General features: G+C 55.6%; 11 protein-coding genes. 6 read left to right on the forward strand and 5 right to left on the reverse strand.

Going from position 1 to position 11,823, the window contains the following annotated elements; genetic code table 11:
- The first annotated feature begins 14 nt into the window (after positions 1 to 14).
- The 3 genes from ACVWYP_RS07075 to ACVWYP_RS07085 are packed head-to-tail and all read left to right on the forward strand — an operon-like array spanning position 15 to position 1,853.
- A complete protein-coding gene (locus ACVWYP_RS07075; RefSeq protein WP_168859419.1) occupies positions 15 to 854 on the forward strand; it encodes an IS5 family transposase in 840 nt (279 codons plus the stop codon).
- On the forward strand, positions 851 to 1,276 hold the full coding sequence (locus ACVWYP_RS07080; RefSeq protein WP_456684000.1) for a DNA/RNA helicase domain-containing protein: 426 nt from the start codon (positions 851 to 853) through the stop codon (positions 1,274 to 1,276). The genes ACVWYP_RS07075 and ACVWYP_RS07080 overlap by 4 nt, the downstream gene beginning before the upstream one ends.
- Before the next feature lie 37 nt (positions 1,277 to 1,313).
- Positions 1,314 to 1,853, forward strand: a complete 540-nt coding sequence (locus ACVWYP_RS07085) for a hypothetical protein (protein WP_456684001.1) — start codon at positions 1,314 to 1,316, stop codon at positions 1,851 to 1,853.
- 198 nt (positions 1,854 to 2,051) lie between these two features.
- Here the strand turns inward: ACVWYP_RS07085 and ACVWYP_RS07090 are convergent, their stop codons facing one another.
- From ACVWYP_RS07090 to ACVWYP_RS07110, 5 genes are all read right to left on the reverse strand, one after another.
- Positions 2,052 to 4,211 (reverse strand): hypothetical protein, encoded by a 2,160-nt coding sequence (locus tag ACVWYP_RS07090; protein ID WP_456684002.1) that lies wholly within the window; start codon positions 4,209 to 4,211, stop codon positions 2,052 to 2,054.
- Positions 4,208 to 5,974, reverse strand: a complete 1,767-nt coding sequence (locus ACVWYP_RS07095) for a hypothetical protein (RefSeq protein ID WP_456684003.1) — start codon at positions 5,972 to 5,974, stop codon at positions 4,208 to 4,210. The genes ACVWYP_RS07090 and ACVWYP_RS07095 overlap by 4 nt, the downstream gene beginning before the upstream one ends.
- 88 nt (positions 5,975 to 6,062) lie before the next feature.
- The gene (locus ACVWYP_RS07100; protein WP_456684004.1) at positions 6,063 to 6,293 is read right to left on the reverse strand and encodes a hypothetical protein; all 231 of its coding nucleotides are present in this window, start codon (positions 6,291 to 6,293) and stop codon (positions 6,063 to 6,065) included.
- Between the two features lie 92 nt (positions 6,294 to 6,385).
- Complete coding sequence (locus ACVWYP_RS07105; RefSeq protein WP_456684005.1) at positions 6,386 to 7,321, reverse strand: AlbA family DNA-binding domain-containing protein; 936 nt, start codon at positions 7,319 to 7,321, stop codon at positions 6,386 to 6,388.
- 1 nt (position 7,322) lies between these two features.
- Positions 7,323 to 8,078 (reverse strand): hypothetical protein, encoded by a 756-nt coding sequence (locus ACVWYP_RS07110; protein WP_456684006.1) that lies wholly within the window; start codon positions 8,076 to 8,078, stop codon positions 7,323 to 7,325.
- A gap of 179 nt (positions 8,079 to 8,257) precedes the next feature.
- Between ACVWYP_RS07110 and ACVWYP_RS07115 the strand changes: the two genes are divergently transcribed.
- From ACVWYP_RS07115 to ACVWYP_RS07125, 3 genes are all read left to right on the forward strand, one after another.
- The gene (locus ACVWYP_RS07115) at positions 8,258 to 8,887 is read left to right on the forward strand and encodes a hypothetical protein (protein WP_456684007.1); all 630 of its coding nucleotides are present in this window, start codon (positions 8,258 to 8,260) and stop codon (positions 8,885 to 8,887) included.
- Between the two features lie 269 nt (positions 8,888 to 9,156).
- A complete protein-coding gene (locus tag ACVWYP_RS07120) occupies positions 9,157 to 9,573 on the forward strand; it encodes a hypothetical protein (protein WP_456684008.1) in 417 nt (138 codons plus the stop codon).
- Between the two features lie 993 nt (positions 9,574 to 10,566).
- Positions 10,567 to 11,756, forward strand: a protein-coding gene (locus ACVWYP_RS07125) for an IS3 family transposase (RefSeq protein WP_168859417.1) whose coding sequence is annotated in 2 segments (ribosomal slippage) — positions 10,567 to 10,816 and positions 10,816 to 11,756 — 1,191 coding nt in all. Because the reading frame shifts where the segments join, the coding sequence is not laid out codon by codon here.
- Positions 11,757 to 11,823: the final 67 nt, after the last annotated feature.

Consider the following 11,823-nt stretch of genomic DNA (forward strand, 5'->3'; position numbering starts at 1 on the left):
CATCGGAGAAGCAGATGACCTGGACCGAAATCACCCGCTGTCAGCATGACAGACGAGCGCTGCGCTATGCAAGCGATTGTACGGATGCGGAATGGGCCTTGATCGAGCTGTTGATGCCAGGGCGGAGCAAGGTGGGTCGACCGCGCAAGACCTGCATGCGATCGGTATGGGATGCGATCCAGTACATTGCGACGACGGGATGCCAATGGGCGCTTTTGCCGAAGGATTTTCCTCCCTTTACGACGGTCCAGTACTATTTTTATGGCCTGCGCGACAGCGGGGTGTTGGACTTGATCAATGACGCCTTGGTTGAAATCGCGCGCAGGCTTGCTGGACGGGAGCCGCAACCAACGGCGGCGATCATCGACAGTCAATCGGTCAAGACGACCGAGAGCGGTGGGCCGCGCGGCTTTGATGCGGGCAAGAAGATCAAAGGTCGCAAGCGTCATATCGTCACCGACACACAAGGAAATTTGCTGAGCGCCATCGTGCACCCGGCCAATGTTCAGGATCGGGACGGTGCGCCGACCGTCGTCACTTTGGCGTGTGCGAGCTACCCGACTATTGCGCACTTGTTTGCTGACGGCGGCTACGCCGGCGAAAAGCTTGAGAACGCGCTCCGGAGAATCGACGGGCCCACTATTCAAATTGTCAAACGCCCGGATGAGGCAAAAGGCTTCGTTGTTGTTGCCCGACGCTGGGTCGTCGAACGAACGTTGGCATGGCTTAACCGCTGCCGACGTCTTGCCAAGGATTGGGAGGCCTCCGTCACCTCGGCTGAAGCATGGCTCCTTATTGCGTCAACTCGACAACTGGTCCGCCGCATCGCCAGATCGGCCAACGTCAAGTCATGAATTTTGAGTCAGACTCTGAGGGAATCAATGTCCATGAGAAGATTGATGCCGCGACCTGGTTTCTGAACGGAAGAGACGACGTCCGCTCGTCCTACTACATGGAAGACCCGGCGACCGAGTTCGACATTCAAGGTCTGGAGCTGGATTGGGTCGGTGTTTGCTGGGATGCTGATTTTCGTTCAATCGATGGCAAATGGCAGTACTACCGATTTTCGGGTACGCGCTGGCAGAACGTCAACGATGAGAGCCGAAAGATTTACCTAACTAACGCCTATCGTGTGCTGCTGACGCGCGCGCGCCAAGGTATGGTCATCTACGTACCGACGGGTGACGAAATCGATGCGACGCGGCCACCATCCTACTATGATGGAACGGCAGATTTTCTCCGTCACTGCGGTCTATCGTTGCTCGAACCCACTTGAGGCGGCGTCGGTTCCTGCCCAACAGGGGCGATTCAAAATGATCTTATCATTTTCAATTGAATTGGGTTCGCTTGAGCAGTTCTTGGATCACTGGAGTGGAAGATATCCGGATTCGTATGATCCCGAGAAGTACGAGCCTTATGTTGGGCGGCCGCTATCCGAGACGTCACGTTTGCTGCTCTTCGAGTGGAAGAATGGATCGGTGCTTTCGAAGAAAAAGCACAACAGCGTCGTTACAAATTATCCGCTATCGTTCCCAAAAAACAGGCTGGAGCAGCAATATTTGCATTCAGCCGCTTCGGGAGGAGCGATCTGGAATATATTCTATATGCACTGTATCGATCCGGATTCGTGGCCGATATTTGACCAACACACGTACCGGGCGATGCACTTCATGAAGACCGGGAAAGTGGCGGAGCTTCCGAAAGTGAAGGCCGAGATCTACCAGGCCTATAAGACCGAATATGTGCCGTTCGTCCGTCTGCTAGACTTCGATCCAAGAAAGATTGATCGTGCATTATTTGCGTTTGGGCAGTTTCTGAAAGTGGCGGGACGCTACCTACCGCACAATGCTTGATTACGGACGCTCTCATTGTTGCGCACCCTGGCCTCGGCCACTGGCCGACTTCTTCCATAACAACTCATACGCGAAACCTGCTTATGGACGTGAAGCGGACATCCGATCAACCTACGAGGGGAGCGATGAGCCGGAAGGATACACGATCTCGATCCTGGTCTCTGTACCAAACGTCACCTCATCTTGAGGCTTTGCCCGTCAAGCAGCCCTCTTGCCAGGCAAGTATTCCAGACCTGCGGCCTCGATGTCCTCGCGCTTCGGTTCTGGTTGCCCTTGCGCCTTGATCCACGCTGTAATCCACCGAACCCGCCGGGCAGCCCAATCATCGAGCCCATCCATTTTACGTGCCTTGGCTCGGACACGCAGCATAGCCTCCATCGCGGCGCAGAGCATCTGCGGAACACGCTCTTCCTTCAGCCGGTCACGAACGATTGCCCGGTCGCCTGCGAAGTTGGCGTACACTGCCGAAATAAAGCCGTTGCCCTCATAAGCATCTTCGCGCGGCTCATAAGGACCAATAAGCAATTCTATATTTATCATGACGTAGCGAGTAACGACGCCAAACGGGATGATCGGTCCGACCCTTGGGGCTGTCCGAGAGTGATAGGCGAAGAGAAGGCTATTGAGGGTTCGAAAGATATCGAGAAAGTTGGAAAGGCCATTGAGATTTGCGCGGCGTACGTGACGATAAAGCCTGTCTGACTGATGGCGCTCGACAAAATCCTCAATAGCTGCCCGGAGATCAGCCGGCGATCCTCCCAAACGAATATTAAGCCAATTCGGTGGAGCATCGGGCTTAAATGGATCGCGTGGTCGCCAGAACGTTCCCTTGGAACCGCGCCCGGTGCCTTCACCGTCGAAGAACCGGATGCTGCAATTGTTGAAAAACTCTACGGCTTCCCGGACGCTTCCGAGCGATTCCACATACGAGACCAGATTTTCGCCGGTTTCCTCGATCCGGCGTAGCGGGTTTCCGCCGCCATGTGATCCCGGTCGTTCGCGAAGCAGGTGGTAGACTTGGACCAGCGCGACACCGTTGCTAAGCACTTCTGTGCCTGAGCCTGAGATGCCCTTGATATCACAGACCGCCGCGACGCGGATTTGCTCAATCTGAGTCTCGCTCAACTCCAATGAGACCGTGTCTCCTTTTTGGCGGCGGAGAGGCGCTGACAGCATAGGCAACGGTTCATTGTAATTGCGGACGCGGAGCGTCAAAGCGTCGATGCCGCTTGCGACGTTTACTTCACAGACAAGCAACCCATTGTCGTCGAGCACCGCTGAATGGAGAACCAGCGCCCGTGGCTGGCTGACGCTCGCTGGCTCGTCATCATGACCCGCTTGAAATTTGCGCGGATCAAGCCGCTTCAGCTTGAGACCGCTCTCTTTCAGGAGAAACTCGGCGCCTTCCTTCGTCTCCAGCAAGAAACCAGCTTCTGTATTGCGCCCGTTAAAAGCCGCGCGCGTGGCGTTTGCGCTTCCGGTAAACCAATAAGTGCCAGAACTGGTCTCAAAGGCAAACGCCTTGGCGTGAAGCCGCCGGCCAGGTTGCGGACTAGCGGCGAGCAGTTCGTGCTTCCCGCCTTTGAAAACGTCGGCCAGCTTTTCGCCTGCCAATGTTGCGTATTGCGGCTGGGCGACGATGGATAGTTTGGCTTTGGGCCATTGCGCGCGCAACTGCTTGATAAAGCCAAGATCGCGGTCGTAGAATGGCGAGACGATCGTAATCCTGCGCACGCTCTCCTTGTCAATGCGCGCGACAAGCTGCTTCCACAAAGGGGCTTCATGAGAGTGAAGGAGGGTGATATCGCCGGGCGGGACGGCAACTCTTGGATCGAGCCAAGGATAGAGATTTTCTGCCGATCGGAAGAATTCGGTCTCGATCAACTCGCGGAGCGGCCCGGCATCCGCAGTGAACGCTTTCATGGCCTCATAGACCTGACGGATGATCGCCCTCTGATGCTGCTCGTCAGATTTGGGCGCGCCTTCGGATACGGAAAACCCGGAACAAAGTTCGAGATTATAGCCGATCCCGGCGCTTGTGCAGTTGCTGCTGCCGATCAGCGCATCAGCCCGCTTTTCGCCCAGCGTTAAATAGAGCTTCGGATGAAACACATAAGGCGCGCGGCCGACCGGTATGACGAGATAACGGCGATTGAAGCCAGAGACCCCCAATCCGTTGTCGACAAGTTCCTGGTAACGCGCGCGATCCATGAACACCACAAGGCGCTCCGCTGACCCAAACGACTTCTTCGTCAGAATCCGCCGCTCGAAGAACTGTGGATCAAACTCATACGTGGCAATGAAACCAACCGCGCCATTGCTCTTGTCGAATTGTTCAAGGAGGTCGATAGGTTTCATGCTGTGCCTACCCGCCCGAGCTCAGACGCAAGCCAAGCTTCACCATCTTTGGTCAGCTCATAAACTTGGTCGTCCCTAACAATCAGGCCGAGATCCGTCAGGATCTGTAGCGCTGACCAAAAACGGGAATTCTTCGCATGGGGATCGGTATAATTCATCTCGGTTGCGACGACTCGCGTCACGTCAACATGAAAGAGTGGCGCTGCGCCTCCAAACCCGCGTTCGTAGCTCATCGTCTGATGTTGCCGGATGACAAACCGCCAGATGACCCGATCCAGTATTTCGCCATTTGTCTGCTCGGTCCACTGTTCGCCAAACTCGCCTTCGAAGAAACGAATGAGCCCGGGGAGCGCTACGTCGGCGTAGTCGTTACGAATTTGCTGGCCATACCAGTTGTTGAACTGGTCTGAATTTCGGAGCTTATGGCGGTGGATAGTTTGATATAGTAGCATGGACGCGAGCACGACACCTGCGGCTTCATTGGCTTCACTCTCGACCAATAGTTCCTCGAGCTGTCTTTCTGAGAACTTGGCATCGATCGATAGAGACGGCTTCTTCGCGTTGCCGAGCGTGATTCCGCAAAGGGCAAGGGTCTCCCGTGGCGTCATCTCGTAGAAGTCACGGGGTAGATCGGTGCCAAAGACCTCCGTGAAGCGCTCGGACAAATTCGGCGGATTTAGGAGAAGCGCCAGTTGCTCACGTTCAACACCGGCCGGCTTGTTAGCAATTTGCCTGACGATTGCGACCAAAAATGACTGCAAAGCAACCGCAAGATACCCTTGCGTGTGAAAAATGCGCCAACGCTCCTTAATGTCGGAAAGGATGGCAGGCAGAACGACCGGGTGCGTTGTTGGCTCTTCTTCCTCGTTGATAACTGCATCGAAATAGCACATATCGCTGAAGGTGCGAACGTCAAGCGAAACGCCAGCGTCCCGCGCTTGTTTGACGCAAGCAAGGAGGAGCAGGAGCGACATCCGCCGCCGATGATGCGCGGGCCGGTTCAGTTCCACGCAATTCGCAAAGAAGACGTCGCGAAGGACCTCCCGATCCTTAGAGCGTCGGTGATTAATTTCGCAAAGGCCCGCCTTGCTTCCAAATTCCAACAGCACATTGGAGGCGATCTTATCTTTCAACGTCAGCGACTGCGAGACATAAGCCGTTTTGTGGATCGACTTGCCGAAGGCGTTCGCCAAGCGCAAACCAAGCGGGCTCAATTCGCGGACTTCTATGGATTGTGTTCTTTTATCCAGCTCATTGGTTTCGGCTTCGACCTCTTCGCTTACTTCATCTGCCGCCTTGAACACGCCGAGATTGATAAGCGAACCCTTGTAAGCAGCGCCAAACTGCCCTTCCTCATTATTGAGATGCTTCCAGGTTAGAAGATCGTAATAGCGCGCCGGCTTCTGGACGAGCTTGATGGCTTTGTCGCTTCCGCCGAGACTTCCGCCTTGGCATGTTTTCTTATTGTGGTGCAAAACGGCCCCTACGACCATGGCGCGTTCGCGCGCCAGAACGCCTTGAATGCGACCGCGATCGCCTTTGGTAAGACGCTCTTGCTCATTGTAGTTCTGCATGGCCCAAGGAAAAAACGCGTAGTAGCGGGCGCGGGGCGTAATGGAGGTGATGCAGTAAAGAAGTTCGTTGGCGAGCCGCGCGGAAACCCGTAGCTCGAGGCCGAGCGGATCGTTTTCACTCGCGCGTGGCAGCTCTTTCGTCCAGTGCAAAAGCCGCAACGTCTCTGTCGGTTTGCCTATCTGAAACATAATCCCCCCGCCCGCCATTCGCCTCCAGGTAGTATAGCCGGACGACGGGACCAGTGCACCAGGCCTTGGTGATCTTTTCGGGTAGGCGCTACCGCCTTTCCACCTTGGCCATCGCCGCCTCGACAGCCTTCTGGTTCGGCTTGTCCAGCTCATCGGTGCTGAGCTGAGCGGCCAACGCCTCAATCGGAGGACTATCGAAATGGATTTTGGTCTTCAGGTGCGCAAATTCGTTTCGCATTTTGCGGAGCGTATCGGCATCCTTGCGGGCTGCCTCATCCAGCAGGCCAACGGTCTTGGCCCTTTTGATCTTATCCGCCAAAGCTAGTGCAGGTCCGCTATCGAAGTAAGTGCTGACCCGCGCGGCGCATGATGGGCACTTCCATTTGTGACCCAAAGCCGAACTGGGGAGTCTCAGTCAGCCACGCCCGGTTTTATGACGAGAAACTTTCCCCACTCAACCATAAGCAGATTGCTGCCTGTCTTATGACAGCCGGGTGCGCGAACTTCGTAGGCCAAGATGTAGTCGCTGTCGTGGCGTAGCTGCTGTTCAGGGACGACAATTCCCAGAGCGGGCATGAGCGTCGGCTGCTCCTTGAACACCGGCATCGTTTTGTTAGGATTAAAACTAATCCGGTAGGGAATGACCGCTACCCCATCAAAATCAGTCTCCCCAAGTCTATCGTAAGAAGAGTCGAAGAGCACTTTGAGCCTCGCATCGACGTATACAAGGGCAACGACATATAGCGCGGGCTCGTTAGAGCGGTTCTTAATGACGGGACTTAGGCCAACAGGCTTATGATCAGCGTCAGGGATATGCTTCAACATCTCTTTCTTTTTCAGATCGTCGAAGTAGAATTCAAGATAGAGGTCGGGATAGGTGGAACGGCGGAACATGTCCCGCACTTCATAATGCTCCATCGCCAGCTTGTTGTAGTTGTGCCTCCGGTAATAGCGGTTATCGACCTGATGGGGATCACCCGTAGCGGCAGGAATATCAATTACGACCGCAACCCGACCGTTTGAGAGCAGTACATGTCGGGGTTTTGCGTTTGTGAGCTTAGGCGTGATGTACTGCTGGAGGACCTGTTCAAACCAGATTTCAGGATATTCGTGCGGGTCTACACCATCGTCCAAGCCATTCGGTTCATGATCCTTCTCAGTCATGCCATAAACGATTTGCCCACCATCTGCGTTAGCAAAGGCGGAAACATCGCGCGCCATCTCAAGCTTTTTTTGACTATCACGCTTGTTTACGGCGTCCGAGGCTTTGTATTCGAGGTGCAGGCTTTCTTTCACGCCTCCGGTATGAAGGGCAATAAGTTCGGCTTCGTTATCCAGCGTGAGCATTTCACGTTTCCTTCACGAGGCCCAAAGCCTTCCGACGCTCATAATCCTTGATGCGATTACCCAGCTCGCGTTCCATGAGCGCCAGAAATGAAATGTCGATGTCCAGGTAGGTCCGGTAGACGAGAGACAGAAGGCCGGCTGATGATGCAAACAAGCTGTAGAGTTCTCTATCTTTGTGAGTATTGCTGAACCTTGCGACGCCGCCTTCTCGAGTCAACTCGAAGTATGCGTGGGCACCATAAGCATTTGGGTGGACAGTTTCGGATAGCTGGTCGTAGTTTCGTCGCGCAGCCGGTATGACCTTCTCCAGCGCATCGATCTGCTTAAGTATGTTAACCGCGGTGTAGTCGAAATCGTCATGATTCATTTGTTCGACTTGAAAGCGGGTCGAGAAAGTCCGCTGGTGGACGAACTTGGTGGCGCTAACCACGTCGTCCTCATCCATCATCGCGCACAACTTCTTCCCGAAATCATGAACGCAGGCGGTAGATTCCCACAGCGATCGGGCGCAGGTCAAGGTCACCAGACCGTAGCCAGCCTCAAGAGCTTGAGCGCCGCCATCCAAAAACATTAAGGCCCGTCTGACATGGGCCTGCAGGTAGCATCTCGCGCTTTCGTAGAGGGCGGATTCAAGAGACTCACTGCCGGCGTTCAATTCGTCAGCGACGAGCGAGCGAACCTTTCGTACCGCGTCATTAATGTCGTCGATATCGGGATAGGTCGGATCGTCCGGTGTCAAACGGTTCTTATCGAACATTGGTTCGCCTGGAATTGGAGGTGTAGGCTAGAACTTTCCCAAATGTGCATATTCACTTCAAGCCAGTTTGGACGCTATCCGCGCATAGGCGCGGCGGGCGCATGGCCGCTCTCCCGTCAGCTTATCTGTGATATTGTTCGGCGGGTGCAATTGAGCGGGACATCGCTTGGAGCCAAATCATGGATTTAATCAAGGCTCAAATACAGAAATATCCATTTCTGAGGAACTATTTCCAACCAGACAGAAAGAAGTTGGCCCGGACGACCAAACAAGTCGTGTGCCGGTTCATCGGTGATTTCAAGGTCGGCGACAACCTCGTCCGCAACGCTGATGCCCTGTGCCGGTTGAGTGCGTTGAACGAGAATGGCGTGTTCAATAAACTGATTGTCGTCCAGACGGGATCGATCGTAGAAGCGGCATTGCACGAGATCATCTACCGCGCTCAGAACTTCACTCGCGAAGGCGTGCCCAACATCACGAAAGCGGATCGCGACGAGCTGGCGACAAAGAATGTTGAACTCTTCAACAACATTATCAACGTCATGAAGAAGTACGATATCCTCAAGGGGCTTGGGGCCGATATTTACGATGAACTGCATAAGTTGCGGAAATACCGGAACAAGGTGCACATTCAGACCGACGTTGATATTAAGGATGTACCGCGCGACGAGAACGCGGCATTCTCAGCCAAGACCGTCGTTTGGGCGCTTGAATTCGCTGTGCGCGTGCTGAACCATCTGAACGAAAAATTTTCGCGCCCGAAGGAGCTGGAGCTCTTCGCACACTCGCTATCGATTCCATTGGCATAGCTCGCGGATGTACCGCTATGGACGTTACTCATTTCCTCAAACAGCGAACGAGCCTCATTCGGTTTCTTTACGCAGAAGGCGTGAAACCGTTCGAGGACATCAAATCGCAGTGAGAGCCCCTACGACAATCCGCCGTATAGCGAGGACCCCGAACCGCCCTTCCTGCGGGAGTGGATGGATGCGGAAACGGCGAAGGACTACTGGGCCTGTCTGCGGTATCGCTGCTGTCCGACACGCTAAAGCTTTACTTCCAGACTCTACAAAAGCACGTGATCAGATTTGAGTTCGAGGAAGCGCAGAAAGCTCTTGCAAAGAAAGAGGGATTCGTCGCCGCGTACATTGCCGTCCTCGGTCACATTCTAGACACGGATTGGAGCGATTGCCCGGTGCGGCTTAATGTGATCGAGCAAGTGGTGCTTGCTCGGAATCGCGGACAGCATGGGACCAATCTCACTTCGCTTGATGTTAGACATGACAATGGAACGCTGACGAAGCATTCTATGCCCTTCTTTGCGAGCGAAACGGAGTGGCAGACTTGGCAGGAGGCGGGCGGAAATCCCGACTCTTTTCTTGCGCCGTTGCTCCAAGTAACGCAGGAGCGGTTCCTGCTTGCTATCGATGAGGTCGAGATGCTGGCTGATTGGGTCGTTGGCCGACTGCCGAAAGACTACCAAATGGCGAGCTAGGGTTGTTGCTGCCAGATCCTGATCAACTTGAAAGCCTGCCAAGGCGCTCGGCTTCGAAGTACCGCCGACGCTGCTCGCACGAGCCGACGACGTGTCGGGTAGCGGCGCGGTTTTTGCTGCATCCGCTCGCAGCCGCTTGTGGCCCTTAGCGGACCGAGCGATGGGCGGTGCTCATGTCTGGTTCTTAGGTCGATGCGGACGTCGCGTCCTAGGTACTATTGGTCCTCTGTCAAGGACATGCCTTGTTCGCCCAAAGGCCGACTTCTTCCATAACATCGGATATGCGAACGGTACCGAGCTTAGCCGTTACCGAGGCGTTTATTCGTCGGTATCGCCTAACGACGACAGATCGGTCCAGCATCGCAAGGCAAGGCGTATCGGAGTGTTGAGCATCTCACGCTCTTATCAAGACATGATCTTGATCGGTTCGAGGGGCCGGAGGCAGAGCTGCGAGGGTAGCCGTCGCTCTCGCCAGTCCGCGAAAAAGCGATCGCGAGCTACATCCGCTCCAGTATGAGAAGAGTTAAGATGTACACGTCCTGCGACTCTTGTTTGGTCTTCATCAAATACAGAGAGCCGTTCTGTCCATCCATATTTAGGAATCCCTGATTTGGTAGCGCATCATGACCCGCTTTGTGGATCCAATCCGGTTTTGGTAGGCATCGCTGTAGGAGATCTCGGAAGCTAGTGAAGCTGTTCGTTGCCAATTCCAGAGAGCTAATGGGCCCCAGCTCACAGCGGAAGTCTCTCTTAGTCACTACACAACTATCAAAGCCAAAGACTGAATGAGACGTTTGCCACTGACCGTCGCTAACCTGTTCGCCTCTCCATTTCGAAAAATCGGCTGAGGCATCAAGAGCATCTCTGATGTCGTCGCAGGTTGGGACTTGTGCCAGACAAGCCCAATTGAATGTTAGAAGCAGGCCCGTTGACCTTGCCCCACGGGCTTAATCCAGCTTGAAGTTCGTTCTGGCCCACAACAAGGACCAGAGCATGAAGCGCAGCCGCTTTTCGGAAGAGCAGATCATCGGGATTTTAAAGGAGCACGAGGCCGGCGTTTCGGTCGCCGATCTGTGCCGTAAGCACGGCGTCAGTGACGCCAGTATCTACAAATGGAAAGCCAAGTTTGGCGGGATGGACGTCTCCGAGGCAAAGCGGCTGAGGACGCTGGAGGACGAGAACACGCGGCTGAAGCGGCTGTTGGCCGACGCCATGCTGGACAACGCGGCCTTGAAGGACCTCGTGGGAAAGAAATGGTGACGCCCGCGGCCAAGCGGAAAGCTGTCGCCCATCTCCGAGGCGCCTTCGGGATGAGCGAACGGCGGGCGTGTAAAGCCATCGGCTGCTGCCGCATGACCATGAGATACCAAACGACCCGGGCCGACGAAGCCGGCCTTCGCCAGCGGATGCGGGCAATCGCCCAGGAGCGTCGTCGTTTCGGCTATCGACGCCTGCATGTGCTGCTCAAGCGGGAGGGCTATCTGGTCAACCACAAGAAGCTGTTCCGGCTCTACCGGGAAGAGAGGCTCGCGGTGCGCCGCCGTGGCGGCCGCAAGCGGGCGATCGGGGCCCGGGCGCCGATGACCGTGCCGATGGTGCCGAACGACCGCTGGTCGCTCGACTTCGTGTCGGATCAGCTCACTGACGGCCGCCGCTTCCGTATCCTCACCGTTGTCGATGATTGCACTCGCGAGTGCCTGGCGCTGGTGGCCGATACCTCGCTCTCCGGCACCCGTGTAGCGCGGGAGCTGGACCGGCTGGTGATCGAGCGCGGCAAGCCGAAGATGGTGGTCAGCGACAACGGCAGCGAGCTGACCAGCAACGCCATCCTGACATGGGCTGATCAGAACCGCGTCGCTTGGCACTACATCGCGCCAGGCAAGCCCATGCAGAATGCCTTCATCGAGAGCTTCAACGGCCGGCTTCGGGACGAAATGTTGAACGAGACGCTGTTCACGTCGCTGGCCCAGGCCCGCGTCGCGCTCGGATGCTGGCGGGCCGATTACAACGATGCACGCCCACACTCGCGGCTTGGATGGAAGACGCCGTCCGAGTTCGCCGTCACCTGCCATCCGCGACGGGATCTGGCGCTGCGCTATGCCGAGGGCTCCGCGCCAGCTCCCGCCGCTACCACCGCCCAACCGGGCAAATCCAATGGCCGGAGCGAACTCAGGATTGGATAAAACTTGGGGGCAAGGTCACCGTCGCCATCGTGAGTAGTGCAGCCTTGAACAGTGCCATGGGCCAAGC

The sequence above is a fragment of the Bradyrhizobium sp. USDA 3262 genome, assembly GCF_054060035.1.

Coding starts and splice junctions, on each gene's coding strand:
- ACVWYP_RS07095 (WP_456684003.1), bottom strand. CDS start 5,974: ATGTTTCAGATAGGCAAACCGACAGAGACGTTGCGGCTTTTGCACTGG.
- ACVWYP_RS07085 (WP_456684001.1), top strand. CDS start 1,314: ATGATCTTATCATTTTCAATTGAATTGGGTTCGCTTGAGCAGTTCTTG.
- ACVWYP_RS07075 (WP_168859419.1), top strand. CDS start 15: ATGACCTGGACCGAAATCACCCGCTGTCAGCATGACAGACGAGCGCTG.
- ACVWYP_RS07080 (WP_456684000.1), top strand. CDS start 851: ATGAATTTTGAGTCAGACTCTGAGGGAATCAATGTCCATGAGAAGATT.
- ACVWYP_RS07105 (WP_456684005.1), bottom strand. CDS start 7,321: ATGCTCACGCTGGATAACGAAGCCGAACTTATTGCCCTTCATACCGGA.
- ACVWYP_RS07090 (WP_456684002.1), bottom strand. CDS start 4,211: ATGAAACCTATCGACCTCCTTGAACAATTCGACAAGAGCAATGGCGCG.
- ACVWYP_RS07110 (WP_456684006.1), bottom strand. CDS start 8,078: ATGTTCGATAAGAACCGTTTGACACCGGACGATCCGACCTATCCCGAT.
- ACVWYP_RS07115 (WP_456684007.1), top strand. CDS start 8,258: ATGGATTTAATCAAGGCTCAAATACAGAAATATCCATTTCTGAGGAAC.